Source organism: Paenibacillus sp. FSL L8-0435 (genome assembly GCF_037965655.1).
GTDB lineage: Bacteria > Bacillota > Bacilli > Paenibacillales > Paenibacillaceae > Paenibacillus.
The window spans coordinates 845,845-872,381 of record NZ_CP150185.1; the positions used below are offsets into that span (position 1 = coordinate 845,845).

19 protein-coding genes are annotated in these 26,537 nt (G+C 47.2%); 12 read left to right on the top strand and 7 right to left on the bottom strand.

Annotated elements, in window-relative coordinates; all coding sequences use genetic code 11:
- Positions 1 to 59: 59 nt before the first annotated feature.
- A complete protein-coding gene (locus tag NST33_RS03950; protein WP_221818747.1) occupies positions 60 to 1,595 on the bottom strand; it encodes a carboxylesterase family protein in 1,536 nt (511 codons plus the stop codon).
- Here NST33_RS03950 and NST33_RS03955 point away from each other — a divergent pair.
- The gene (locus NST33_RS03955; RefSeq protein WP_339306846.1) at positions 1,569 to 2,486 is read left to right on the top strand and encodes an AraC family transcriptional regulator; all 918 of its coding nucleotides are present in this window, start codon (positions 1,569 to 1,571) and stop codon (positions 2,484 to 2,486) included. The two genes, NST33_RS03950 and NST33_RS03955, sit on opposite strands and share 27 nt — an antisense overlap.
- 2 nt (positions 2,487 to 2,488) lie before the next feature.
- Here the strand turns inward: NST33_RS03955 and NST33_RS03960 are convergent, their stop codons facing one another.
- Positions 2,489 to 2,692 carry a hypothetical protein gene (locus tag NST33_RS03960; RefSeq protein WP_221818749.1) on the bottom strand — a complete coding sequence of 68 codons (204 nt, stop codon included), beginning with the start codon at positions 2,690 to 2,692 and terminating at the stop codon, positions 2,489 to 2,491.
- Positions 2,693 to 3,856, bottom strand: coding sequence for a glycoside hydrolase family 27 protein (locus NST33_RS03965; protein WP_221818750.1), 1,164 nt, complete (start codon positions 3,854 to 3,856; stop codon positions 2,693 to 2,695).
- A gap of 516 nt (positions 3,857 to 4,372) precedes the next feature.
- Between NST33_RS03965 and NST33_RS03970 the strand changes: the two genes are divergently transcribed.
- Positions 4,373 to 5,080, top strand: a complete 708-nt coding sequence (locus tag NST33_RS03970) for a DNA alkylation repair protein (RefSeq protein WP_221818751.1) — start codon at positions 4,373 to 4,375, stop codon at positions 5,078 to 5,080.
- A gap of 224 nt (positions 5,081 to 5,304) precedes the next feature.
- Positions 5,305 to 6,486, top strand: a complete 1,182-nt coding sequence (locus NST33_RS03975; RefSeq protein ID WP_036668338.1) for a DUF4317 domain-containing protein — start codon at positions 5,305 to 5,307, stop codon at positions 6,484 to 6,486.
- A 172-nt stretch (positions 6,487 to 6,658) separates the two neighbouring features.
- On the opposite strand, the gene NST33_RS03980 is transcribed toward NST33_RS03975, so the two are convergent.
- The 3 genes from NST33_RS03980 to NST33_RS03990 all read right to left on the bottom strand — a co-directional run bounded on the left by NST33_RS03980 (position 6,659) and on the right by NST33_RS03990 (position 11,973).
- Positions 6,659 to 7,777 carry a response regulator gene (locus tag NST33_RS03980; RefSeq protein WP_221818752.1) on the bottom strand — a complete coding sequence of 373 codons (1,119 nt, stop codon included), beginning with the start codon at positions 7,775 to 7,777 and terminating at the stop codon, positions 6,659 to 6,661.
- On the bottom strand, positions 7,774 to 10,905 hold the full coding sequence (locus NST33_RS03985; RefSeq protein WP_339181979.1) for an ATP-binding protein: 3,132 nt from the start codon (positions 10,903 to 10,905) through the stop codon (positions 7,774 to 7,776). The genes NST33_RS03980 and NST33_RS03985 overlap by 4 nt, the downstream gene beginning before the upstream one ends.
- A 120-nt stretch (positions 10,906 to 11,025) precedes the next feature.
- A complete protein-coding gene (locus NST33_RS03990; protein ID WP_221818754.1) occupies positions 11,026 to 11,973 on the bottom strand; it encodes an AraC family transcriptional regulator in 948 nt (315 codons plus the stop codon).
- Between the two features lie 171 nt (positions 11,974 to 12,144).
- Here NST33_RS03990 and NST33_RS03995 point away from each other — a divergent pair, with 171 nt between their 5' ends.
- From NST33_RS03995 to NST33_RS04035, 9 genes are all read left to right on the top strand, one after another.
- Positions 12,145 to 13,164 carry a glycoside hydrolase family 88 protein gene (locus NST33_RS03995; protein ID WP_210110177.1) on the top strand — a complete coding sequence of 340 codons (1,020 nt, stop codon included), beginning with the start codon at positions 12,145 to 12,147 and terminating at the stop codon, positions 13,162 to 13,164.
- A gap of 13 nt (positions 13,165 to 13,177) precedes the next feature.
- Positions 13,178 to 15,358, top strand: coding sequence for a 1,3-beta-galactosyl-N-acetylhexosamine phosphorylase (gnpA, locus tag NST33_RS04000; RefSeq protein ID WP_339181982.1), 2,181 nt, complete (start codon positions 13,178 to 13,180; stop codon positions 15,356 to 15,358).
- Positions 15,359 to 15,533: 175 nt separating this feature from the next.
- Complete coding sequence (locus NST33_RS04005; RefSeq protein WP_221818756.1) at positions 15,534 to 16,382, top strand: GNAT family N-acetyltransferase; 849 nt, start codon at positions 15,534 to 15,536, stop codon at positions 16,380 to 16,382.
- A 203-nt stretch (positions 16,383 to 16,585) separates the two neighbouring features.
- The gene (locus tag NST33_RS04010) at positions 16,586 to 18,388 is read left to right on the top strand and encodes a sensor histidine kinase (RefSeq protein ID WP_221818757.1); all 1,803 of its coding nucleotides are present in this window, start codon (positions 16,586 to 16,588) and stop codon (positions 18,386 to 18,388) included.
- An 11-nt stretch (positions 18,389 to 18,399) separates the two neighbouring features.
- The gene (locus tag NST33_RS04015) at positions 18,400 to 19,974 is read left to right on the top strand and encodes a response regulator (protein ID WP_221818758.1); all 1,575 of its coding nucleotides are present in this window, start codon (positions 18,400 to 18,402) and stop codon (positions 19,972 to 19,974) included.
- Positions 19,975 to 20,149: 175 nt separating this feature from the next.
- A complete protein-coding gene (locus NST33_RS04020; RefSeq protein WP_260632549.1) occupies positions 20,150 to 21,823 on the top strand; it encodes an extracellular solute-binding protein in 1,674 nt (557 codons plus the stop codon).
- Positions 21,824 to 21,959: 136 nt separating this feature from the next.
- Positions 21,960 to 22,934 carry an ABC transporter permease subunit gene (locus tag NST33_RS04025; RefSeq protein ID WP_036606005.1) on the top strand — a complete coding sequence of 325 codons (975 nt, stop codon included), beginning with the start codon at positions 21,960 to 21,962 and terminating at the stop codon, positions 22,932 to 22,934.
- Positions 22,935 to 23,015: 81 nt separating this feature from the next.
- Entirely contained in the window at positions 23,016 to 23,849 is an 834-nt protein-coding gene (locus NST33_RS04030) for a carbohydrate ABC transporter permease (RefSeq protein ID WP_081745822.1), read from the top strand.
- A complete protein-coding gene (locus NST33_RS04035; protein WP_339306853.1) occupies positions 23,846 to 25,423 on the top strand; it encodes a glycoside hydrolase family 43 protein in 1,578 nt (525 codons plus the stop codon). The genes NST33_RS04030 and NST33_RS04035 overlap by 4 nt, the downstream gene beginning before the upstream one ends.
- Positions 25,424 to 25,533: 110 nt before the next feature.
- On the opposite strand, the gene NST33_RS04040 is transcribed toward NST33_RS04035, so the two are convergent.
- Positions 25,534 to 26,478, bottom strand: coding sequence for an alpha/beta hydrolase (locus NST33_RS04040; RefSeq protein WP_339306855.1), 945 nt, complete (start codon positions 26,476 to 26,478; stop codon positions 25,534 to 25,536).
- Positions 26,479 to 26,537 lie beyond the last annotated feature (59 nt).

The following is a 26,537-nucleotide window of genomic DNA, read 5'->3' on the forward strand; positions in this document are numbered from 1 at the left end:
AAAAGAGCCATGCGACCGCATGGCTCTTACATATATCGCGAGAGGGCAAGCCTTATGTTTTAAACAACAGGTGCATTCTGTTTCTTGAAATATTGTTCAATTAGAAACGCGAGCATTGGTCCGGACTCGGCCTTCTGTAATTGAGCTTGATCGCCAAATTCCATGAGATACGGCTGTTCCGTAGTACAAGAAGTCCAATGAGGCATCAACTTTCCGGTGGAATCCGAGCCGTTTGGGTCACCTGTAGCAATAAAATTGGATAAATAATTACACATCTGGCGAGCCAGATCATAATGCTTGCCTGTGAATGGCCGCCAGCATTTGGCAAGTGTTTCGAAGAAAAACCACAGATCAACGGAGTGAAAAGTACCTGGCTGATCCCAGCCCGGAATCTCGGCGTCGAAGTTATAATAGTAGAGAGGCGTTTCAGACGGATGACCGCTGTTCGCGCGGATGGCGAGCAGAATGGCATGTTGGATCATGCGGACCGATGCTTGTTGCAGAGCATGTTCGATTTGGCCGGAATCAGCCTCACATAGCTGCAAAAAGGCAGGAGCATCCTCGCCAAACAACTCCACAGCCATCTGCTTCAGTTCTTCCAGATTGGCTGCGGCGGGACGGGTCCAAAATTCGGAAGACGTATGCCCCAGCATTACGGGTATCGCCTCGCGCTCCTGCTGAACAAAACGAGTAAACGGATCGCCTGCGCAGAATTGTTCGTCGATGACGGTTCCCCAGAAGCTTTTGTATTCGAGTGCTTTGTCACGGAGATATTCAGCGTCCAGTTGTCTCGCCTCAGCCAGTGAAGCTACGCCCAGGAAGCCAAAAAATTCAACCCCTGCTTGCTCTGCATCCCTTAGTGTGGAGCGGACAGAAGGCACTCGGACCTTCGGGTACAACTCGGTAGCTATACCGCTCATGATGACGGCTCGCTGGAACAAGCCTTTATTTTGCGGAGAGGTCATCTGGCTGAGTACACTTCCTCCGCCTGCCGACTGTCCGCCGATGGTGATCTGTTCTGGATCACCGCCAAAGGCGGCAATGTTGCGTTTGACCCACTGGGTACCTGCTTGCTGATCGAGATGCCCGAAGTTGGCGGGTGCATGGGGGGATTCGGCACTAATCTCAGGATGGCACAGGAAGCCAAAGGCATTCAGCCGATAATTAATTGTTACAACGACAATACCTCTGCGAGCGATTCGCTCGCCATCAAATTCCATTTCGGCCGTATGGCCGACTTGCAGGCCCCCGCCAAAATACCAGACAAAGACAGGCAGCTTCTCGTCCATGCGCTTGGCGGGTGTCCAGACATTCAGATACAGACAATCCTCGTTCATAGGCAGGTCGGGATCAACGGCCCATTCGCGGGTATAGATATTGTTATCATCGATGACTGTTGGGGCTTGCATGGAGATGGGGGCAAAATCAAAAGCTTGCAGTACACCTTCCCAGTTCGACTGCGGCTGCGGAGCGCGCCAGCGGTTCTCACCTACAGGAGGTGCGGCAAAAGGAATTCCCTTGAAGCTGGTAATCCGCGGGTCCGCCGCGGGCAGTCCTTGCACTTGTCCATGTTCTACCGTAACCATTCTAAGCATACAACATTCTCCTCTCTGGATTTAGCGTGTAAGCGTTACCGGACATCTGATCAACGTGGCATTAGAAAGGGGGAATCAAGGTTGAATCCGATTTGGCATGAGAGCAGTAGGGCCAGTAATTTGTATTTTATCAGCGGTGGTCACAAGCCAGCTAACCCTCACCAGTGGGGGCCAGGCGTGCGTGACGTTTATGCGCTGCACTATATTATCCGCGGCCAAGGGACGCTGGAGACGGGCGGCCGCGTTTTTCGGCTCGTTACGGGGGAAAGCTTTATCATATTTCCGCAAAAGGAGATTTACTATTATCCAGACCCGCAAGATCCATGGGAGTACGTCTGGGTGGAATTTAGCGGTGAGGATGCCGGGCGGTTGCTGGGGCTGACACAGCTCTCAGAGGTACAACCCGTGGTGACGGTATCGCCGGAGACACTGCAGCCTTTTTTCCACCTTGCCTGGAACGCGGGTGCATCTTCCTATGAATTACTGCGGGCGGATGCGCGTTTGCGTCTGTTGCTCTCCTACTATATGGAATATTATCCGAAGGAGCCGCAGGTAGAAGCCAAGGATTATGTCTGGCTGGCAAGAAAGTACATCGAGCAGAACTACTGGAAGCCGACATTGACCGTCACCGAGATTGTAAAGGCAGTTAATCTGGAGCGCAGTTATTTGTTTCGTCTGTTTAAGGCAGCAACCGGCAAGTCTGTTTTGGAGTATATTACATCCTGCCGTATCGGGCACGCCTGTGAACTGCTGAAGACGTCGGGCCTGCCGATCCAATCGGTAGCCTATTCTGTCGGCTACAATGACCCGTTATATTTTTCCAAAGTATTCAAGAAAGCAACTTCACACACGCCAACCGCGTACATGACGCTGCACCGGACCAAGGCATAACGTTAACGGAACAGGGCGCAGTTCCCGGACTCTCGGAAATAACGGATCAGCTTCTCAATAGGCTCACGTCCACAGTTCAGCTTCACTCCTATACAATCGATGCACAGAAATTGCTGGGCAGAGCGCGAGATCAATTTAAGGTAGATGCCCACATCGTCTGAAGAGAGCGGAACATGACATGAGGTGCACAGGCGATGTTGAGCCATCTATTTCACCAGTTTGGCCCGGACGACGAGGCAATCATGTGCTGCGACAACGGGAGCGAAGCGTTCACGGAATACGCCAAGCTCTTGATGTTCCCAGCAGTCATACAGGGACAGGGCATAACCGGCAGCGTAAGGCAGACCCATATCCCAAAATTGCAAAGACAATTCCCGCTGGCTGTCGCTCAGGTTGAAGAAACCAATAGCTAGATCTCCATCTGTGAGTACCTTCACCAGCATAAATACATCGTCCGTGTGAAACCATTGCGGTTCTGGTTTAATGCGGTAAGCTCCGCGTGCTTCTACATCCTGATTGATAGCGATTAGGTCAGGATTCAGGAGAATATCCTTTGTAACCTGGTTAGCCTTACGCACGTCACATCCAATCATTAGCGGTGAACCCATCATGGACCAGAGTGAGAAGTGGGTTTTATATTCGACGTCGTTGCATCCGCCGATGCTGCCAATATAATCATTATTGCTTCCACCGTACATACCAACAATCAGCATATCCATGTCGTTATGGCAGAAGGAGCCGGTGTAGCTTTGTTTTCCCAATTGGGACAGGGCAAGTTCCTTCACTGAATCCCAATTGTCGCGGATATCGCCGGTGGAGCGGTACATATGAGCGCCCGATTCCCGAATCCAATCGTATACATCGTCGGCTCCCCAGTTGCAGGCGGAGAACAGGATATCGCGTCCGCAGTTTTTGAGCGCAAGGCTCATCCGTTTGTACAGCAGCTCTCCTGAGATATGGCGCGGCTTGAAGCAGTAATCATACTTCAAATAATCAACACCCCATTCGGCAAAAAGGGCAGCATCCTGGAATTCATGCTCGAAGCTGCCTGGATACCCGGCACATGTATGTGTACCCACGCATGAATACATGCCGAACTTTAGTCCTTTGCTATGGATATAATCAGAAAGCGCTCTCATTCCACTCGGGAATTTCTCCGGGTCAGCCACCAGATTGCCACTCGCATCACGTTCCTTCAGGCTCCAGCAATCATCAATGACAATGTACTCGTAGCCAGCAGCCAGATAACCTTCCGATACAAACACATCAGCGACATCCCGAATTAATTGTTCGTTAATATCCCACGTAAAGGTATTCCACGAATTCCAGCCCAGGGCAGGGGCAAAGCCTAACACTTGATTGTTGCTCATGCTCTCGCATCCTTCCTCATCTCGGTTTTGTTAACAACACTAAACTGAACATAAACGATGAGCGACGTTTCCTGCCATAGCTTAACGTTGCTTGAACATGGACGTATGTTGCTCCGCTTGTGCTGTGGGAATTAGCTCTTCCAATCAGGCTCTCGGCAGGTATTCAGAAATTGCCGGTAGAAGTATAAGAAAGGAAAAATGTCTGTCTGCAAAGAAGTTATATCTACCTTTTCAGGGATCTGTGCGAAACAAGGATATAGATGTTATGATCGGTAATAATGCTCGAACAGGTTGTCAGAGCAACAGGGAATTTGAATAGTATTCAGTTTTTTTTAGGAAAAATACCCCAGTGGGGAATCCCTCATAAGAAAGGTAATAATCTCGCCGGAATGATTATGCATATGGCTGAATGGTTCGAATTGGATAATGTGCGATTTTCCATCGCTTATTCGTTAAACATAAGTGTCTGTTTGATTTGATTAGATATATAATTTATAGGATTGGGAGTGTTGTGAAATGAATCTAGATGAAGTAATGCAGGAGCTTGAAGCGCTGGGCAAAGAACGAACGAAAAAAATCTATATCTCCAATGGTGCGCATGAACCGCTATTTGGCGTGGCAACCGGGGCGATGAAACCAATGGCGAAGCGGATCAAAAAGGATCAACCTTTGGCAGAGCAACTATACGCGACGGGGAATTATGATGCGATGTACTTTGCGGGTGTGATTGCCGATCCTCAAGCGATGACGGAAGCGGATTTTGACCGTTGGATTGACGCTGCTTATTTTTACATGATCTCTGACTTCATCGTTGCCGTCACGTTGGCAGAGACGGATATTGCTCAAGAAGTTTCGGATAAGTGGATCGCGAGCGGAGATGAGCTGAAAATGTCAGCAGGATGGAGCTGTTACTGTTGGTTGCTCGGCAGTCGAAAGGATGCTGAGTTTTCGGAGAATAAACTGATGGAGATGCTGGAACAGGTGAAAAAGACGATTCACGAATCTCCGGAACGAACCAAATATTCGATGAACAACTTCCTGTATACCGTTGCAACATCCTATCAACCGTTGCACGATCAGGCGGTAGAGACTGCCAATGCCGTTGGCCCTGTCGAAGTGAACAAGAACATGCCCAAGAGCAAGCTGCTGAATGCCTCTGAGAACATCCAAAAGGCAGTGGAAAAAGGGCGGACGGGCTTCAAGCGTAAATATGTAAGATGTTAATGGGAATCGCTGTAAAATAGACTAGAACATCAGGAGATGTAACACATGCAGGAGGTGCTCGTATGAATGTAGAGAGTGTCTCCCTTTTTGTGTTGTTGTGAATATCACGTACTTGGGTAACTGAAATCTAGTAACCGTCAAGCTACAACTTAGTCAACAAATTTTCTGTCGATCCTTTATACTAATAAAGCCAGAAACATATCTAAGGAGTTGCCGAATCCAATATGAATAAAAAAGAAGTCGCGCATATACGCAAGCAGTTTAAACTCGATCACGATCTACTGAATATTTACGATATTCTCAACGTGTATATTACGAAGGAAACCAATGAGGTCTATCACTGGGAGCGTCACCCGTTCGAACTGGTGGACAGAGAGAAGCAGGAACTGTACATGGGCAATTTCAAAAAATTGCTGACAGGTGATTTGGATCAGAAGTTGTTTGAGTTGAAGTTCCAGGAAGCCGCGGAGGACCCGGCTCAGGTACTGCTTCACCAGGCTCTGGTAACAGGTGATCCGGATGAATGGCAGGATCTGATGTTGCTGCTCGTGGATCGAATGTTGGTGGATACGAAGTTTGAGCGGGACATGGTAGCTACGTTCGTGCGTGGACAGTATTACTTGCCGACCAAGGCTAGAAACGAAGCTACGGAAGAGAGCGAGAAGAATGAGGTGTTCGCCCATCCGTTTATTCTGTGCAGTGTGAATTCCACGGAGAAACAGCGGAAGACACTCTTGTTTGATTATGTGGAGAGAGAATTCAAATACAACATTATTGTCGATCCGATTATCAAATTAAGCACGCCAGAGCAAGGATTCTTGTACCCTAGCGTGACGGACAACTACTCCGATGTGAATCGTGTACTGTATTGTACAGGGAAATCTAATTTCCCGGATCCGCATTTTGTTGAAAATGTATTGAATGGAGAAAGATCCGTTACCGCACTGGAAGAACGGGCGATCTTCGAAGATATCGTCAAGGAAGTGGCCGGTGAACAGCTCGATTCAGCCACCATTGCACATGTATACGAGGAGATCAACCGAGTCATCGAGATTAACGAAGAGTCCCATGAGGAAGAACCTCCGAAGCTGGATTATAAAGATCTGGAACGTGTACTGACCGCAAGCGGTATAGAGGATCTGACAACGGAGAAAGTAGAACGTGCCTTCGAAACGATCGTTGATAACAAGAACTATGAGATGAAGGCAACCAGTGTTATGCCGAAGTTTACGTCCAAGTCCATTAAGATTGAGACCAAGGTTGCTACGATTTCGGTTAGCCCGCAAGACCTGAGATATGTGAAGCAGGTAAATTATCAAGGCAGACGTTGCATCATGATTGAAGTGGACGAAGATGTTGTGATTGAAGGCTTTACCCTTAATACAGAAAAACTTATAAATGAGTAATTGATTCTAGACAATGATGATGTAAAATCATCAGTTATGGACGAATAAACGTCCATTTATTGCAAAAAGCCCAAGCCAAAAGCAACACTGAACTGCTCCCTGTCATAGTAGACCGCAGAAGACTACGATGGGAGCAGTTCGTTATCGCCAAGGCATGGGCTTTTTTGCTGTTTCATGACTGTCGCAACAGTTGTTTGATATCCACTGCCGGACTGGAGCCAAGCTCCTCTTTGAGCAATTCCTCCAACACCAGATACTGTCGCTGCGCTTCGGTTCTTCGTCCAAGCGACAGATACAACAGGATGATCTCGCGATGAATATCTTCCCGAATCGAATCAATCTGGAGGATACGTTCAAAATAATACAGCGCCCGTAACGGCTCGCCTGCCTTCGCGTGATAGTGGGCCGCAGTTTCCATCGTCATGATGAAATCCAGCTCCAGCTGTCTGGACCACGCGAAAGCCCACTCATAATGCCTTCCTTTCAGAAGTTCACCCGTATACAACGTGTCCATCCGCTCGAAGAGCTCGGGGCGATGTGCCGATGCCTGACGCATCTGCCGGAACAAAGCCTCGAACTCGTACAGATCACAGTTAATCGCTTCCCGGTCGATACGGATACCGTTTCTGTCCTTGAGAATGATCGGCACGTCACTGTTATCACCGATGGCACGTCGCACATAGTACAGTGTGGAATTGATGTTGGTCCAGGCTTTCTGCGGACTGAGGTCCTTCCACAACGTATCGGCCAAGGCATCGCGGGTGGTTGATTTGGTATACAGCAAGAATGCAAGTAACTCTTCCGTCTTGGGCGTTCTAAGCTTGATGGGACTGTCTGCTCCGGCACCGCCAAACACAGTGAATTCACCGAACAGACGAACGTTCAGTTTGGGTCCAGGTACCGCTAATTCAGGTGTTGTCACGGACTTGTGAAGCTTTTCCTGCAATCGCTTGATGCTGCGGTTCAGTCGCTCAGCCGTGACCGGCTTGATAACGTAATCGATCACTTCTTTGTCGAAAGCCTGCACTGCATATTCCTCATAACCGGTCACTAGCACAATGGGAAGCGAAGGGTGATGTTTACGCAATTCACCAATGAGTTGCATACCCGAGATGCGAGGCATCGTAATGTCCAGAAATGCCGCATCGAAGCTATTCTCTGCCGCATATTCACAGGCTTCCTCCGGGTCATGAAATGCACGAGATACCTCAACTTCTCCGCTTTCTGTCAAAATACGATTCAGTCGCTTCAGCGACAAATCCTCATCATCCACGATGATGACTTTCATCATGATTCATAACCCCCATTCCCATCTGTGCTTAGACGTTGATTTGGAAGATCAAATGTAATCCGCGTTCCCTCGCCGTCCAGACTTTCCATCTGAAGGTGTCTGCCATACAGCAGGTTCAACCGGCTGGAAATATTCCATAGGCCAACACCTTTACTGCCGTCTGTGGATTGCCGAATTTCGTCCATCCGTTGCTTGGTTATGCCGATTCCGTTGTCCTCGATGGTGAAACGTGTTTCCGTATCATTCAGATTGCGGATAGATAACATGACCCGGCCACCGCGAATGCTGGACATCAGCCCATGCCGAATCGCATTTTCGATCAGGGGCTGTAACGTGAGCGGTGGAATGTCCATGTTCCGGTTCACGTCCGCATCCACGTCGATAATGACCTCCAACCTTGAGCCAAAGCGGGCTTGCTCAATCGCTACGTATGCCTCGATCATCTCCAGTTCGTTCATCAAGCTGGTTTTTGAGTCCAGATGTTTAAAGTGCACACTGCGTCTTAAGTAACTCGATAATTGCAAAATCAATTGTTCTGCCCGATTCGGCGCATCCACGCACAATTCGGCAATGGCATTCAGGGCGTTATACAGAAAGTGTGGGTTCATCTGTGACCGCAAAAAGGATATTTCCGCATCTCGCGCAGCTTGGACGGATGTTTTCATCCGAGTCAAACCGCCGATCCGTGCCAGCAGTTCCTCCGATTCGAACGGCTTGGATACAAAATCATTGGCGCCTTTCTCCAAGGCCAGCTTCAATTGATTAGCTTTATTGCTCGCCGTCAGCATGAGTACAGGCAACTCGGAAGGGGAGAAGCGCTCCCTGATCCGTTCCAGCAATTCGTAACCTGACATGTCGGGCATCATGATATCAGCAATGACGAGATGCACAGTAGGTAGCTTGTCCAGCAGCTCCAGTACGGAAGGGGAGCTTGAAGTGACCGCATAACTGTATCCTTCCAGCTTCAAGAGATTAACAATCGTCTGCAAATTAGCTGAGTCGTCATCCACAACGATGATCCATTCATCTTTATTCCCTTGTACAATCGTTGGTTCTTCGAACCGGAGTAGCCGATGACCAGGACCTGTAGGAGCGATGGTAAGCGGCATGACGTTGGAACGTTTCTCTCCTTTTTTCTCTGCCAGCGGGAACGTCAGGATGAACGTGGCACCCATGCCGGGTGCTGATTCCGCATGAATGCTTCCCCCATGTAACTCGACCAGCTTGCGCGTAATGCTCAGTCCTAGACCGGTGCCTCCAGCAACGACTGGCCCCGTGTCTGCTTCCTGCTCGAACGGCAGGAAGATATGCTCCAGCTTGTCCGTACCGATACCACGTCCGGTATCCACAATGCGTATTTCCGCTTTGCCTTGCACAATCGCAGCTTTGATACTTACCGTGCCACGTTCCGTGAACTTAACTGCATTGCCGATCAGATTATGCAAAATCTGAATCAGTCGATTGCCGTCTGCATGGATCGGCGGGAAATGCACCGGGATGCGGTTGATAAGCTCCACCTTTTTCGCGCCAAGCAGGAAGGAGTGCATACGCATGACCGATTCGACAAACGAGTACAGGTCGGTCGAAGACCGGTGGAGCGGGATGTCGCCATGTTTCATTTTCGAATAATCCAGCAATTCATCGACCAGATAGGTTAATCGTCTGCCACTTCCCGTCACGATCGCCAGATTGTGCGCTTGCTCATCGGTAAGGGGACCTTCTGCGCCTTTAAGTAGGCTTTCACTGATGTTAACAATCGCGTTCAGCGGTGTTTTGAGCTCATGCGAAGTATTGGACAGGAAGTCATCCTTCACTTTGTCGAGTAAGAGCAGCTGATCTTTGAGCGTGCGGACCGTACGATAGGCCTCAAAGAACCGAAGCACCGCCAGAAACAGCATCAGGATGCTGAACAGGACAATGGAAGCCTGCCCGATATTCATGTTTTCCTTGAGCGAGATCGAGAAGAGATTAATGTCCAGACAGTACAGCATGATGCTTAAGAGGGCTGCGTACCACAGAAAAGTAGACAGCCGTTCGCCCTTCTCACTGGTTAGGAACTGTTTTGCACATTGATACAGCAACCAGAGCAGCATCAACGTGTACATAACGACGACGTAAGGTGCAGCCAGCCCATAGATGGAAATAGGCAGGAACGCGACCATGCATAAGTATGCTCCGAAGATGATCAGGATCACCGCCGTGAGCATACCGGACAGGATGCCTGTTTTGAATCGGTAGAAGTAAAAGGTTAACAGACCCAGACATGCCACAGAGCAGAAATCTTTTAATTTATAGAGTGTGCTAAAGGAAATTTCCGTGCCCGCCATGGATAACACACGTTCGCTGATCATGCCGTTATAGAGTGCATACAGCAGACAGATTAGACCAATCAGCAGCAGGGAATCGTCCCTGTTTCGGTAGAGTGCAGACCCCAGGTAACTGATGAGGAATATGATCGAAATGGTGCCCAGTACAGCAAGCGTGCCAAATTCGATAGCTGTGTTGAACTGATGTTTTTTCAGCATGGCTGCTTGTTCGCCGAAAAAGAGTGGACCTGGAATGCCCGAGTCCGTGTAATCGTAATTAGCCACCCGGATCAAAATCTCAATGTCACCGCCATGATAGGGGAAAAAGCCAATCTGGGGGGAGTTTCCTGGTCGGTAACCTGCGGATTTTGCCACGGCATGCCCATCTTCCAGCAACTTGTTGCCATTGATGTAGATCTCGCTGGCAAAACGAATGTTCATTTTTTTGATCGCCAGCGTTCCTTCAACAGGTGCATTACGCAGCACTAGTCGATACGTGGCGAATCCGTGGGTAGGCAGTCGTTCGCCATCCACTTTAAGTCGATTCCAGGAGCCGGGAACGGTTGCATAGGTGTCGGGTGCTTTCGTTGGACCAGCCTGATGCGATGTTACAGATTCGTCAGGAAGCAATTGCTCCCAGTAAAATTCCCACTCCCCGTCCAGCTTGATCCGCTCGTCTTGTTCAGGGTTCCAGACCGAGAGATCCAGAACACCTTGACGGGCATGAAGCGCAGCAGATTGTGGTTCTCTGATCGTTGACAGCAGCAGTACGGTAATGGCAAGTACAACAGTCAGGACAATGCCTGAAATTTTTAATAACACGAAATGCTGCTCCTTTAGAGATTGTTCAATCCTTTGGTAGCTTCGGACAAAATCTCTTGTATTCTATCGGCATTGTAGCGAATATCTCTGGGGGGCGCAATCACATTTCGACAAATTCCTTCATACCCAACCCGTGAATTCCAATATCGACGCTTTTGCAGACTGTGCTTCTGTATGAGCCCCTTTGCGCCAGGCTTTGGGTGATTCTCCCATCAGTTTGGCGAAGCAGCGGTTAAAGCTGGAGATGGATCGGAAGCCGACCTGCTCAGAGATGGACAGAATGGAGGCCTCGGTGCTTTTTAATCGTTTGCATGCCTCTTCAATCCGGGTACTGTTCAGAAAATCAAGCGGCGTGGTTCCCATAATTTCATGGAACTTGCGGCGAAAATGCGTTGTACTCAGATGACACAGTTCAGCGAGGTAATCTATGGTCACAGGCATCATATAGTTTACGGTGATAAACTCCAGCACGGGTGAGATGACCAAGTCACCTTGGAGGTCTCTTTCCCGTTCGTGATCCTGAGATGACAAGCGTTCGCTGCTCGCATGAATTCGAAGCAGTTCGATATATAGAGACATCAACAAGCCGTACGCGCTCTCCCGATAGTAGGGGGACTGCTGCTTCATTTCTTCAACGATTGAAGTTGCGAGCATATGAATTTTGGGATGCTGTTCCTTATTCAGAATGCAATTGGTTCCCTGAATCGCCCATAGATTCGGTTCAATGTGAGTTTGTGCTGTTTTGAGCGAATGACGGAAGAGTTCTTCCGGTGAAAAAAAGATATAAGCCCACAGGCTGGCGTTATTAGGTGAACTGTATGTGGTATGCGGAAGATAGCGGGGAATGAACGTGATGTCGCCTGCCCGAAAAGGCACAGATTCTCCCTTAATCTCCATGATGCCTCCATCTGAATAACAGATGCCAATCTCCATGTGGTTATGGAAATGAAGATGCTCACTTTTGATATCGGATATTCTCCAGCGGTCTCCACTGAGTAACAGGACAGGGAAATCAATGGGCAGGCTGTAGTGACGATATTCAATGACCGGTTTCTTCGGTTTGGGCATTTTCGAGGACTCCTATGTATAAATGATTGAAATTGCGCAGTTTTGTTATGAATATGCTTAGAATGAGACTATTTTACTGCGTACAATGGAATAAGTAAAGCGTTTACAAAAATGGACGGACACCTCTCAGGGCGCACTTGGGGGCGTGTGCGCAGGGAGAGGGGAATAACAATGCTTCAAGTGAAATATGACAGGGAACAGATTCTACATGTAATCGAGAACGTTACCAAGAAAACACTGGATATGGATCTGACATGGGATTGGCCCGGTGGAGTGGCTTATTATGGTGTATCCAGGGCCTATCAAACGACAGGCAACCAAGAGATTCTGGACAGGCTGGTGAAATGGGCAGACGAATATATCGAGCTGGGGCTGCCAAGTTGGACGGTAAATACATGTGCCATGGGCCATGTGCTCATCACTTTATATGAAGAAACCGGAGATCAGAAATATTGGGATATTGTCCTCAGCAAGGTTGATTATCTCCAGAATCATGCACTTCGCTTTGGAGACAATGTGCTTCAGCATACGGTATCCGTTTCCAATGATTTTCCGGAACAGGCTTGGGCGGACACCTTGTTTATGGCGGCATTTTTCCTGCTTCGCGTAGGTAGCAAATTAAAAGATGAAGCCATGATTCAGGATGCGCTGAATCAGTATTACTGGCATATCAAATACCTGCAAGATCCGAGCAGCAGTCTGTGGTATCACGGCTATAACAATATCAACAAGGACCACATGTCCGGATTTTACTGGGGCAGAGCGAATGCTTGGGGAGCCTATACAATGTCTCAAGTGAAACCGCAACTGAACGACTGGTACTTGTATCCGCAGTGTATGGATGTAGAATGTGCCCTTCGCGATCAATTGGCAGCTCTCAAGCTGGTGCAGACCGAGAATGGCTTGTGGCGTACCGTTTTGGATGACGAAGAATCGTATGAAGAGGTGTCAGCCTCCGCTGGTATTGCAGCAGCCATGATCAATAACGGCAATCCACTGCATACCAAGTACGTGCAAAAGGCACTGGAGGGCATCCTGAACAACATTAGCGAAGATGGACGCGTGCTTGGTGTATCTGGCGGTACGGCGGTGATGAAGGATCGGGATGGCTATCGCAATATTCCAAAAGACTGGATTCAGGGCTGGGGTCAGGGCCTGGCACTCGCTTTTCTGTCCGATATGTTGAGATAGGGAGGGAACCCAATTGTCCAAACCAACCAAAGGCTCTTTTACATTGCCGGGAGAATCCGGTTATGAGGCACTGACGCTGGAACTTGCTGATCGCTGGGGTGCCGATGTGATCCGTGACAGTGACGGTACGAAATTGTCTGATGAGATTATTAATGCCGGATATGGCATCTATTCAACCATTTGCATTATTCGGGATCATAATGAGTGGGCATCCCGTAATCTGGATAAGCTGCAGCAATGTTTTCTCATTACCAATCCGAAAGTCGCTGTACAAGATTATGTATCCATCTATCTGATGGAGGATTTCTTCGCTGAACAATTCAGAGTGAATGATTCCAAAGAAGCGTTTAAATATTGGCAGGTGTATGACCGAACGACTGGGGAAGAGGTACCTAGAGGACAGTGGAATTATGAAAGGGAATCAGGCAATGTTGTCATTACCGGCGTTTCTCCTTGGCATAAATACACGGTGAGTTTCATGGTTTATCGGATCTGGGAAGAGATTTCCATGTACAATCATACAACGAATAATTGGGACAAAGAGCATCTGATGCAGATTGACCCGATCTATACGGACACACAAACCTATCTGCTGGATTGGATGGAAAAGTGGTGTCAAGACCATCCGGAAACAACCGTTGTACGTTTTACGTCCCTATTTTATAACTTCGCCTGGATCTGGGGCAGTGATGAGCGGAATCGCCATCTGTTCTCGGATTGGGGTTCATACGATTTTACCGTAAGTTCGAGAGCACTGGATCTGTTTGCTCAAAAATATGGGTATTCACTCTCCGCCGAGGACTTTGTGAATGGCGGTAAATATCGGGTCACTCACATGCCTGCGGATCAGCGAAAGCTGGATTGGATGGCATTTATCAATGATTTTGTCATTGAATTCGGTAAGAAATTAATTGATATTGTCCACAAGCATGACAAGCTGGCGTATGTCTTCTATGATGACAGCTGGGTAGGCATGGAGCCGTACAATGATCGCTTTGAGGAGTTTGGATTCGACGGCATGATCAAATGTGTGTTCTCCGGTTATGAGGCAAGAATGTGCTCAGGCGTTAAGGCTGATACCCATGAGATTCGCTTGCATCCCTACTTGTTTCCGGTTGGCTTAGGCGGGCTTCCTACCTTCAAGGAGGGCGGAGACCCTACCCTGGATGCCAAGAAATATTGGATTAATATCCGGCGTGCGCTGCTACGTGAGTCGATCGACCGGATTGGACTGGGCGGATATTTGCATCTTGTTGAGCCTTACCCGGACTTTGTGGATTATATCGAGAAGATTGCCCATGAATTCAGGGAAATGAAAGAGCTGCATCAGGCTGGAAAACCATATCAGATCAAAACAAAGGTAGCCGTGCTGCATAGCTGGGGCAAGTTAAGATCGTGGACCTTGTCCGGTCATTTTCATGAAACGCATATGCATGATCTGATTCATGTGAATGAGGCATTAGCCGGGTTGCCTGTTGACGTGCAGTTTATTGATTTTGATGATATTCGTCAGGGCGCATTGAAGGATGTGGATGTTGTCATTAATGCCGGCTCTGCAGGTTCAGCATGGAGCGGTGGAGCGCATTGGAGTGAACACAAGTCTGTGGACTTATTGACCCAATGGGTGTATGAGGGTGGGACCTTTATTGGCATTAACCAGCCTTCGGCAATGGACGGGTACGACAGCTTTTTCAGAATGGCTCATGTGCTTGGGGTGGATGAGGATACAGGTGCAAGGGTTGTTCATGGAAAATGGTCGTATGAGGTTAATGATGAGTATGGTTTGGTGCCTAAGGGGGCCAGCATACTTCCGAAAAATAACATTTATCTTACTGATGGATCAGCAGCTGTAGTGAGTGAAACGGATGGTCAGATCACACTGTCCACACATGCTTTTGGAAAAGGAAAAGGGATCTACCTGCCTTCCTTCGAATTCAGCTGGGAAAATACAAGACTGCTTCTGAATTTGATTCGATTTGCGGGCAATGAATTCCATGAAACAAAGTACATCACGGATAACTTGTATACTGAGTGCGCCTACTACCCTGAGAGCAACATATTGGTTGTGATCAATAATAGTGATCAGGTTCAGTCTACGACAATCAATACAGAGCATGGAAAACAGACCGTGGAATTGGACCCGTATGATACGGTGATCACCAAAATTGGTTTAACAAAATCGGTATCCCCATAGAATAATGATTCAATAGACCGTATTCCTTAACCAGGGAGCGGTCTATTTCAGTTATTAGTTAAAAGAAACTTACTGTATAGTGTTAACACTATTTAGTAGAATATTTAAATAAGGATAGGGATCATGAGCCCTAATATATTATTGTTTTCAACCTTTTAAAGGAGAGAGTGCCCTAATGTACAGTTATAAAATGTTGGACAAGATAAGCATGGAGACACTTCACGATGCGTTTGTGGATGCGTTCTCCGACTACCAGGTTAAAATGGATTTGCCTTTTTGGAAGTTTCAACAGATGCTCCAACGAAGGGGGTATCACCCCGAAATATCTATGGGAGCCTTTAAAGATGAGAGAATGGTCGGATTTGTTATCAATGGACTTCGAAGCTGGAATGGAAAGGCAACTGCATATGACCTTGGGACAGGCGTTGTAAAAGATTGCAGGCGGCAAGGCATTACAAGCGATCTGCTCTTGAATATTCAAAAGCTGTTAAAAGAAAAAAATGTAGAGCAATATTTGCTGGAAGTCATCCAATCCAACGAATCTGCAGTTCAGCTGTACAGTAAACAAAACTTCAAAATTCAAAGGGAATTTTCATGTTTCCAGTTGCCAAAAGATCAATTCATACCGCAAACGACCTGCACGGTGGAATGTGTGGAGAGAATCAATTTGGAGCAGTTCAAGGAATTTTGGGATATGGAGCCCTCCTGGCAAAATTCAATAGATTCCATCTACGCTTTACCGGAAGCTTTTATCTATGTGGTTGCACGTCAGGATCACAGCATTGTTGGTTATGGCATTATAGATCAAAAAACAGGTGATATTCCACAGCTCGCAGTGAATCAAAATTACCGGGGCAAAGGTATTGCAAGCAGCATCCTGACAGAGATGGTCCAACGCACAGAATCGCCTAGAATCAGTGTCCTCAATGTGGAGTCTCATCTGAAACCGATGGAAGATTTCCTCCTGGTCAAATCAGGTTTTGCATATCATGTGGGCCAGTACGAAATGCTCTTGAAATTATAACGTGATCGCTGTTTCGGCGTAAGGTCAGATCGGGTTCAAACGAAAATATGTGATATGTTAGCGTCTGTCTTGTTGGGCCAGTTGAACGGGAGGTTGATTAAAGGCAAGCTTCCCGGAAATCCTGGATTGCAGTATCCAACCCATCCTGTACTCGTTATAATAATGTTGATATATGACATGGTTAGAGGAGACAAAGACATAACATGAGCCGAAAGACATACTGTAAGCGTATTCAGTTTCTGGATGATTGGAGTCTCAAAACCAAGTTGTACATATTGTTCATTTTTTGTGTGCTGGTCCCGGTCCTGGTCACAAATACCGTGTTTTACCAAAGCATCAAAGGTAACATTGAAGAGAAGGAGCATAGCCGATTCAATGAAATGCAGCAAAGGATCAAGTTCAACCTGCGGAACAGTATAGACAACAGCTTGTATGTGTCCAATTTTCTCTATACCGATGGAACGCTGAACCGGTTCATGGAGTTCAAGTATCGCGATCAGGAAGACTATTACTCTGCCTACTATGATATGCTTAGCAACAACAATCTGGTCAGGTACTACTACAGCTACCAGCAGGTGAATCAAATTACGTTTTATGTTGGCAATGATACCTTCGTCAATGGAGGAAACTTCATTAAGCTGGATGATGAGGTGAAGAAAAGTGATTGGTATCAAGCGCTGATGAACACGAGTGACCATATCATGATCTATTCGTATTTTGACAAACAGCAGGCGGAGATGTCGCAAAGTCAGGGAGGACGCAAAGTAAGCATTATTCGTAAGCTGGATTACTTTGGGGAGCAGCAGGTTGAAAAGGTGTTAAAGGTTGATTTGGACTACGCTTTCATCAACAAATCGCTTAAAAATGAGGGAGCCAATGGGAAGGTGTATGTCGTATCGGATGGCAGGGTCATTTTCTCGAACGATTCAAAAATGAATCAGACGCGCAAGCCGTTTAATCTGATTGCAAACAGTCCAATTGACCCTGTTCAATCGATGCAATCAATTCCCGTCGTATCCGAGGATTGGCAGATTGTCGTCAGCACAGAGAAATTGGACGTTCTGTCGGAGATTGTTAATTCCAAGCTTAATTTGACTTTACTAATCATTCTTAATCTGTTGGTGCCGACACTGCTAATCTGGTTGATATCCAGATCACTGGTCATCAGAGTTGATCGGATAGCGAAGCACCTGGATCAAGTGAAGCATGAGAAATTTGAGGTGATATCGGGACCTGTGGGCAAAGACGAGATCGGCAGCCTGACCCATAGTTATAACATGATGGTCATTAAGATCAAGAACCTGATTGAGATTGTGTTTAAGGGCCAGGTGGAGCGGCAAGCCCTTGAGCTCTCCAAGAAACAGGCGGAGCTGAAAGCCCTTCAGAGTCAGGTGAATCCCCATTTCATGTTCAACACGCTTGAAACGATCCGTATGCGGAGTTTGATCAAGGACGAGCTTGAAACCTCCGATGTCATTCATAAACTGGCACTGCTGTTACGTCAGACGATCAATTGGGGCGATGATCTGATTACAATCGCAGAGGAAATCAATTTTGTGGAGAGTTATCTGAGTATCCAGCAGTATCGCTTTGGCGAAAAGCTGCAATTTGCAATCCGGATCACAGACGAATCCATTGCTGCCATGATGATACCCAAGCTAACCGTTCTCACCTTTGTGGAGAATGCTTGTATCCATGGCATTGAGGGGACGTCGAATGATGGGGTCGTGGAGGTATTATTCGAGATTCGAAGTGATGAACTGTACATTTCCATTCGAGATACCGGAGTCGGTATGGATCAGGACAAGCTGGCCTCGCTCCGCAAAATGATGCAAGACCCGAGTATGGATCGGATGAGCGAGCTTAGCAGCATTGGTATGATGAATGCATATATTCGGCTGCGGATGTATTTTGATGATTTCGTTCAGGTGCACATATTCAGTGAAAAGGGGAAGGGAACAACGATTGGCATTCGAATTCCTCTTATGCAGGCATCTCAAGAATAAGGAGCGAGGATATGATCAACGTGCTGATTGTGGACGATGAGCCATTTATTCGCCAAGGACTTCTATTGTTAATTGATTGGGAGTCTTACGGATTTCAGATTTGCGGTCAGGCTTCCAATGGCATGCAGGCATTGGAGTGTATACGCGCTATGCAGCCCGATCTGGTGATTTCCGACATTAAGATGCCGGAAATGGACGGAATGCAGCTTGCCAAAACTTTGTACGAGCAATATAACGGTGACATCAAGCTGATTCTTCTAAGTGGATTCTATGAGTTCGGATATGCCAAGCAGGCGATTAAATACCAGGTGGATGACTACATTCTCAAGCCTATTGTGAAGACCGAACTGGTTCAGGTGCTTGAGGAGTTCAGGAGCGCATTTAATGCGCGGACGGAAGAGAAGCGATATCAGCAAAAAAAAGATCGGATTATTATGGCTCAGCATATGCAGTCAATCTTGCTTGGGGTGGCTGAGGAGGATGCTGTTACGAGTCTGCAGTCCCACTATCAAGATGCCGGCATACTGCGTTGCATCCTGATTGAGGCGGAAGCCGGTCCAGAACAGGGAACGGATTGGTGCGCTCGGGTTGAGGCGTGGGTGGGCAAGCCCTTGCCGGGACAAATTTTGAAGCCCTTCACAGGTGATAAAAATGCGGTTCTGCTCATGGTTACGGACCTGATGGTGAACCGTGAGGCAGTGACCTTGGAGCAATATTTGACCCGATTACATGCCGATCTGATCCATGGTCAAGAGGCGGCTATTGCTTGTTATGTCGGGAAGGAAGTACATGAGTTGGAGGCGCTGCACGAGTCTTATCAATCTTGCGGCATAATGAAAAGCTTACGTTTCTTCACCACTTGCAGGCCCATTTATTACTTCGAACTTATGGATACGACCTTATTTGTTAATCGGCCGGGACAGTTCGAAAAACAATTGTTTGATGGGCTAGTCAAGTCTATTGAGGAACAGCAGACGGATGAGTTATACAGTCATGCAAAGGCGATTTTTCAATTTTTTCTGGATGAGCGAATCGAGCCTGGTATTGTCCGCATCCACTTGCATTATCTGGCATACACTTTGCTGGATCTCGTGAACAACGATACGGTTACTCCAGATTCCGGGTTGATGGAATCGACTTTTCTGAAGGTGAACTACGCGATGTTATCGATGGAGGAAAACATTGAACATTTATGCGAATTCTCGCTCATGTGCGCAGAGAAACTGAAGGAGCAGCAAAAGTCGAATGCGATGGGCGTATTAGCCAAAATTGAGGCCTTCATTCACGAGCATTACAGAGAAAATATCAGTCTGAAATTGCTCGGGGAGCAGTTTTACATGAATAGTGCGTATCTGGGTCAGATTTTCAAAAAGCATTTCTCGATCAGCTTCAGTGATTATTTGAATCAATTGCGTATTGAGGAAGCCGCCCGGCTGTTGCGCAGAACAGATCAAAGAGTATACGAAATCGCAACAATGGTGGGATATCGGGATTCCGATTACTTTATTAGCCGGTTCGAGAAACTCATGGGGGAGACTCCTGCACAATATCGTAAAAGTGCCCATGCTGCGTACTCTCTTGATTAACATCCTGCACTCCTTGACGGAGCGGCGGGATATTTTTTTTCGCAGATGCTGGAATTAGTGGGATTCCATCTATAGTTTATCCCGTTGAGAGGGGCATGGAAGCATGATAATTTTAAGTCAGCCTTTGGAAAGCGCTTTCCAAAAAGCTTCTGTCAATATAATCGATGGAGGGGTCATGATGAAAAAGGATGTTAGAAAAAGAATCAAGTATAGTGCTCTGTTAGCTTTAATACTGGTCATCGCACTCACTGGATGTACAACGGGATCATCCTCGAAAGGGGAAAAGACAGCAGATGGAAGGGAATTGAAACAATTTTCCGCATTTTTTGCCGTACCGGGAAAAATTGCGCCTGACGATAATCGGGTGTTAAAGGCTATTGAGGAGAAAACAGGCGTCAGAGTCACGATGGACTGGCTTACGGGCCAAACAGCCAAAGAGCGGATTGGCGTACTCATTGCAGGCGGCGAATATCCCGATTTTATCGATGGGAGTGATGGTACTCAGCAACTGGTAGCAGCAGGGGCGTTAGTACCACTTGAGGATTACATCGATAAATATCCAAACATCAAAAATTACCTGGGCGAAGACTGGAAGAAGATGAAAAATACGACGGATGGACATATCTACTTCATTCCTCAATTCGGAAATATACAAGAAAAGTCGATGAAAGTATCCCATGACGGAGAAGCATTCTGGATTCAGAAGGCCGTACTGGAGTGGGATAATTATCCGACAATTAAAACGCTTGACCAATACTTCGACTTGATTGAACGGTATAAAGCAGCTCACCCGACCGTTGATGGTCAGCCAACAATTGGATTTGAAATTATCTCCTATGACTGGCGTTATTTCGCACTGGAGAACCCTCCGCTCTTCATGGCTGGTTATCCGAACGAAGGCGCAGCCATCGTTGATAAAGAAACGCTGACGGCCAAAAACTATAATACCATTCCGGAAGCAAAGGCATATTTCAAGAAAATTAATGAGGTATATCATCAAGGCCTGGTCGATAACGAAACCTTCACAGCAAACTATGATCAATATATCTCCAAAATTTCAACCGGACGTGTGCTGGGCATGGTGGATCAAGGATGGCAGTTCCTTGACGCCGAGGCATCACTCGTGAAGCAAAAATTGTATGACAAAACCTATGTACCGTTGTCCATTACACTCTCCGAGGATGTTAAAGGGCGCTATCAGAACAATCCAATCCTTAATGTGAATGGTGGCTTGGCTATTACAAAGAGCTGCGAGGATATCGAGGGAGCACTTCAATATATTAATGATCTGTTGGACCCTGAGATGGAAGTATTGAGAACCTGGGGACAGGAAGGCGTGGATTATCAAGTCGATGACAAAGGCGTGTTCTCCAGAAATGAGGAGCAACGTGCGAATTCCAAAGATCCGGACTGGGTACTGGCGAACACGGGAAGCCCATTGGTCTATTTCCCGCATCATGAGGGCATGACCGCTGACGGGAAGAATGCCCTTGACCCTAAGGAGCAGCCGGAGGAGTACCTTGCCACATTGAATGACATCGACAAAAAAGTGTTGAAGGCCTACGGATTCACGAAATTTACCGACTTCCTTGAGCCTGCGGAGGAAAATGAACCGTGGTTCCCAATCTATACCTATAATTTTGAACCAAATAAACCGGAGACCATCGCCAGACAGAAAATGGACGATGTAAAACGCAAATGGTTGCCAAAAGTGATTATGACTTCACCATCCGAATTTGATAAGGCTTGGGAAGAATATCAAGCCACGCTTAAGGAAAGTGCAGATATTAAAGCGTATGAAGATGCGCTGACGGAAGAAGTCCGCAGACGCATGGAACTGTGGGGATAAAGGCCTGTCACACAGAAAGGCTATGGGGAACCCCGTAGCCTTTCTTACACGCTAGATTGGGAGATTGGATAGGAATGGAATCGATTCACTCAGACTGGGTGATATAGATAAACTCGTAAGCAAGGAGAGAAAAAACATGGCCAAAAAGGAGTTGCAGCCTTCGTTAAAAACCAGCCATATCCCAGCGGGAACAAGCTGGATCGGGTATAACCTTTCCAGAATGAAAAGTCAGCGACAATTAATGTGGATGTCATTTCCGTTTATTGCGTTTATCGCTATTTTTGCGTATGGACCATTATGGGGCTGGTTGATGGCGTTTCAGAATTATAGACCGGGCATTGGTTTTATGGAGCAGGATTGGGTGGGGGTGGATCATTTTCGAACGTTATTCACGGACCCTACATTTTTACGTGTCATTCGCAATACGCTGGCGATGAGCCTGATCAGTCTGTTTCTGGGATTTGTCGGCTCAATTGGTCTGGCACTCTTATTGAATGAACTGCGAATGGTATTGTTCAAACGCGTGGTACAGACGGTTTCCTACCTTCCACATTTCCTGTCGTGGATCATCGTAACAGGTATCGTTGCGAATGTATTATCAACGGAAACAGGAATAGTGAATGTGCTGTTGACGAAATTGGGCCTGATTGATGCACCGATCAATTTTTTTGCCGAACCCAAATACTTCTGGGGGATTGTAGGTCTGTCCAGCATGTGGAAGGAAATTGGCTGGGGCACGATTATTTATCTGGCGGCCATGGCGTCGATTAATCCGAGCCTGTACGAGGCAGCTTCCATCGACGGAGCCGGACGGTTTCGTAAAATGTTCAATGTCACGCTTCCAAGCATCAAACCAACGATTATTATCCTGCTCATCATCAACGTTGGTAACGTACTGAACGCAGGTTTTGAGATTCAATACTTGTTGGGGAACGGACTTGTGCAGGATGTATCCGAGACGATCGACATTTTTGTTTTGAAATACGGGATTAATCTCGGCAACTACTCACTTGCCACCGCAGCAGGCATTTTCAAAAGTGTGGTCAGTCTGGTGCTCATATTTATCGCCAACGGGATTGCCAAGTCTCTTGGTGAAGAGCGATTGATATGATAAGGGGGCAGAGCTGTGAAGAGATTTAGTAGAAAACGAAGCTTGGGAGACTCTATTTTTTCCATCACCAATGGCATATTTATGTTGCTTGTCATGGTTGTTACGTTATATCCTTTTTTAAACACCATTGCCGTATCTTTCAATAACGGGCTGGATACGATTCGCGGGGGGATCTATCTCTGGCCGAGGGAATGGACGCTGCAAAATTACGTCTCCGTATTCCAGAATCCGAATCTGACGCAAGCCGCATTTGTTTCGGTTGCCAGAACCGTGGTGGGAACGGTTGTACAGCTGTTCTGTACAGCCATGCTGGCCTATGTACTGAGCCGCAAAGAGTACATGTTTAACAAATTGGTCACGACGCTGTTTGTCATGACGATGTATTTCAGCGGGGGCTTAATTCCGGGATACATGCTGATCAAACAAGTGGGGCTGCTGAACAGCTTCTGGGTATACATTATTCCCGGCTTGATCGGGGTGTTCAACATGATCGTCATTCGTACCTACATTCAGGGACTGTCGGAGGGGTTAATTGAATCCGCGAAGATGGATGGAGCCGGAGATTTTCGGATTTTCATGCGTATCGTGCTTCCCTTATCCAAGCCGGTTCTGGCTACGGTCGCACTGTTTATTGCTGTAGGTCAGTGGAACTCCTGGTTTGACTCCATGTTGTACACAGCGGGAAATCGGAATTTGACCACCTTGCAGTATGAGCTGATGAAATTGTTGTCCTCTGCGACCTCACAGGGGGGGACGGTCAACGTGGATTCATTCAAAAATGTAACCAACATGGTGACGCCTGTATCCATTCGGGCAGCCATCACGGTTGTGACGGCAATGCCGATCGTTTTACTGTATCCGTTCTTGCAAAAATACTTTGTGACTGGACTAACCATTGGAGGGGTAAAAGAATGAAAAATGTAAATCAAAGCGAACAATGCACGTTTAACAATCCGATTATGCCCGGGTTTTATCCAGATCCGTCCGTATGCCGGGTGGGTGAAGATTTTTATCTGGTGACATCCACATTTGCCTATTTTCCTGGCGTTCCGATCTTTCAGAGCCGTGATCTAGTGAATTGGAAACAGATTGGCAATGTGCTGGACCGCCCTTCGCAATTAAATCTTCAGGGAGCAGGCCATTCACAGGGGATATTCGCTCCAACGCTTCGGTATCATGAAGGCACCTTCTATATGATTACAACTAATGTATCACATGGCGGCAATTTTGTTGTAACCGCTACCGACCCGGCTGGGCCATGGTCTGATCCTTATTTTATTGAAGGCGCAGAAGGCATAGACCCTACAATTTTCTTCGATGATGGCAAAGCGTATTACCTTGGTACACGTCCTTGCTCGGAGGGAGTTCGTTACAATGGGAACTGGGAAGTTTGGCTGAGAGAGCTTGATCTGGGCAGTATGAAGCTGGTGGGAGATAGTTACGTTCTGTGGCGCGGAGCGATGGTGGATGTCATCTGGCCGGAAGGCCCGCATCTGTATAAGATCGATGAATATTACTATTTATTGATTGCAGAGGGAGGCACAGGGCCCAACCATGCCGTGACCATTGCTCGTAGCAAAAGTTTGACCGAAGGATACGTCGGGAATCCGAATAATCCAATCATTACACATCGCCATTTGGGTAAGCGTTACCCTGTTGTTAATGTCGGACATGCCGACTTGGTGCAGGCTGCGAACGGTCAATGGTTCATGGTCATGCTTGCTTCGCGTCCATATGGGGGGAGTTATAGCAATCTGGGGCGGGAGACGTTCCTTGCTTCTGTCGTTTGGGAGGACGGATGGCCTGTTGTCAATGAGGGCCGCGGAATCCTGGAGGAGCAGGGCACGTTGGATTTGAAGCCTGTTCCGGTAGAGCCGCAACTGCGTTTTGACCATTTTGACAGCGATCGTCTGGGTTTACAATGGATGTTCCTGCGCAATCCTCAGGAGGATCTCTATTCATTAACCGAACGAAAAGGATACTTGCGGCTGAAGCTGAAACCGCAAACATTGAAGGAAAAAGAAAATTCCAGCTTTGTATGTCTACGTCAAAGGCATATGGATTATGTCGCAGCTACAGCGATGGAATTTGTGCCCGGGAGTGCCAACGAAACCGCTGGTCTTGTCGTCATTCAGAACGATCTGTATCACGTACGGATTGAGCGTGCTCTGGTCGAGAATCAGCAGGTGCTGCGTGTGCTGACCTGTATAGATGGTCAGGATACCCACATTGCGCAAATCGCACTGGAGGGTGATGTATCGCGGGTGTATATCAAACTGGCCGCAACAGGTCAGCAACTAAACTTCTATTACAGCACAGATGGAAGTCAGTATCATCTGGTGGCGGAACAGGTGGATACAAGCAGCTTGAGCACCGAAGTAGCCGGCGGCTTTGTTGGCTGTTGTATCGGGATGTTTAGCAGCAGCAATGGTACTTCTTCCGATCAGGTAGCGGACTTTGATTGGTTTGAATATGGTTCATATAAATAATATTTAGATGACAGAATAACAGCAAGAAAGCTCAATCCGGTGGCGCTAGTCCAGGGATTGAGCTTTTTTTTGTTCTTTTTGCCAAAGGAGTATGGGGGAGGCGTTACAGTTTATTGTCCAGCTTCATGTGCTGAGTTTTTTATGATGTTAACCATTTTACGCTGAGCATCCCTGGCTTCCGGAATCGGATAGAGGACAAAGACATGGTTCATTTTGGGGTAAACGTACGTTTGGTGATCGATTCTTTGATCCGTCAGCAGCTTGTCGAGCTTCATATTATCAGGAAACAAGCCCTCGTGAGTCCCGATAAAGATGCTGATTTTGCCCAAACCGGCGAAATCTCCGTAGATTGGACTGATTAACGGATCGTTCAATGGTTTGTCAGCTGCCCAGATCCGCCGGATGACATCATACCCTTCGACAGCGAGCATAGGGTCGCGGGTCTCGTAATCAAATATGACCGGATTGTCCAGCACCATATCCACACAAGGCGATAACAAGATGATATCTTTGGGCTGCGGGAGATCATGCATCTTCAGATAATGGGCCAAGGCCAGGGATATGTTCCCGCCTGCGGAATCCCCCATAATGGTGAGTTGTGCCGGGTCGTCCACGGAGGAAAGGAGATCCCGGTATAGATTGAGCAGTTTCGGATATGTGTGCTGATAATTAAAATGCGGAACCTTTGGATAGATGGGAGCAACAACTTTGGCATTCAGGGCCTGAGCCATGCGGTCCATGAATTTCCAATGTAAAGACAGCGGCTGGTGTGTATGCGCCCCGCCATGAATGTAGAGAATGACCTTCTGTTCACGGGAATGCTGATCGTTTAAGGTGAACACCTGCATGTCTTCATGGGAGCGCTCTTTGATGGAAGATAACAGTTTTGTTTTACCCAACGTATAAGGTTTAATGTTTTCCAAGCCCATATGATCCAGGTGTTTGCGGGTAAGCTCACGTGTTGAAAAAAATTTCTTGGTATCTAACGTTCCGATATATTTCTCGAATAGAAAGCTCGTCAACGAGCGTTTGTGATTATGGATATACATGTTCATTGAGGAATCACCCTTCCTGATGGAGTTCAGATATACGGTCTGTGGAGACTATAAGTAAA

What these genes read in the sequence shown, in the direction of transcription:
- NST33_RS04020 (WP_260632549.1), top strand. Translation starts at nt 20,150, where the DNA reads ATGATGAAAAAGGATGTTAGAAAAAGAATCAAGTATAGTGCTCTGTTA.
- NST33_RS04025 (WP_036606005.1), top strand. Translation starts at nt 21,960, where the DNA reads ATGGCCAAAAAGGAGTTGCAGCCTTCGTTAAAAACCAGCCATATCCCA.
- NST33_RS03955 (WP_339306846.1), top strand. Translation starts at nt 1,569, where the DNA reads ATGTTCTACCGTAACCATTCTAAGCATACAACATTCTCCTCTCTGGAT.
- NST33_RS03980 (WP_221818752.1), bottom strand. Translation starts at nt 7,777, where the DNA reads ATGATGAAAGTCATCATCGTGGATGATGAGGATTTGTCGCTGAAGCGA.
- NST33_RS04005 (WP_221818756.1), top strand. Translation starts at nt 15,534, where the DNA reads ATGTACAGTTATAAAATGTTGGACAAGATAAGCATGGAGACACTTCAC.
- NST33_RS03965 (WP_221818750.1), bottom strand. Translation starts at nt 3,856, where the DNA reads ATGAGCAACAATCAAGTGTTAGGCTTTGCCCCTGCCCTGGGCTGGAAT.
- NST33_RS03975 (WP_036668338.1), top strand. Translation starts at nt 5,305, where the DNA reads ATGAATAAAAAAGAAGTCGCGCATATACGCAAGCAGTTTAAACTCGAT.
- NST33_RS04015 (WP_221818758.1), top strand. Translation starts at nt 18,400, where the DNA reads ATGATCAACGTGCTGATTGTGGACGATGAGCCATTTATTCGCCAAGGA.
- NST33_RS03970 (WP_221818751.1), top strand. Translation starts at nt 4,373, where the DNA reads ATGAATCTAGATGAAGTAATGCAGGAGCTTGAAGCGCTGGGCAAAGAA.
- NST33_RS03950 (WP_221818747.1), bottom strand. Translation starts at nt 1,595, where the DNA reads ATGCTTAGAATGGTTACGGTAGAACATGGACAAGTGCAAGGACTGCCC.
- NST33_RS03995 (WP_210110177.1), top strand. Translation starts at nt 12,145, where the DNA reads ATGCTTCAAGTGAAATATGACAGGGAACAGATTCTACATGTAATCGAG.
- NST33_RS04030 (WP_081745822.1), top strand. Translation starts at nt 23,016, where the DNA reads ATGTTGCTTGTCATGGTTGTTACGTTATATCCTTTTTTAAACACCATT.
- NST33_RS04035 (WP_339306853.1), top strand. Translation starts at nt 23,846, where the DNA reads ATGAAAAATGTAAATCAAAGCGAACAATGCACGTTTAACAATCCGATT.
- NST33_RS04040 (WP_339306855.1), bottom strand. Translation starts at nt 26,478, where the DNA reads ATGAACATGTATATCCATAATCACAAACGCTCGTTGACGAGCTTTCTA.
- NST33_RS03960 (WP_221818749.1), bottom strand. Translation starts at nt 2,692, where the DNA reads ATGGCTCAACATCGCCTGTGCACCTCATGTCATGTTCCGCTCTCTTCA.
- NST33_RS04010 (WP_221818757.1), top strand. Translation starts at nt 16,586, where the DNA reads ATGAGCCGAAAGACATACTGTAAGCGTATTCAGTTTCTGGATGATTGG.
- NST33_RS03990 (WP_221818754.1), bottom strand. Translation starts at nt 11,973, where the DNA reads ATGCCCAAACCGAAGAAACCGGTCATTGAATATCGTCACTACAGCCTG.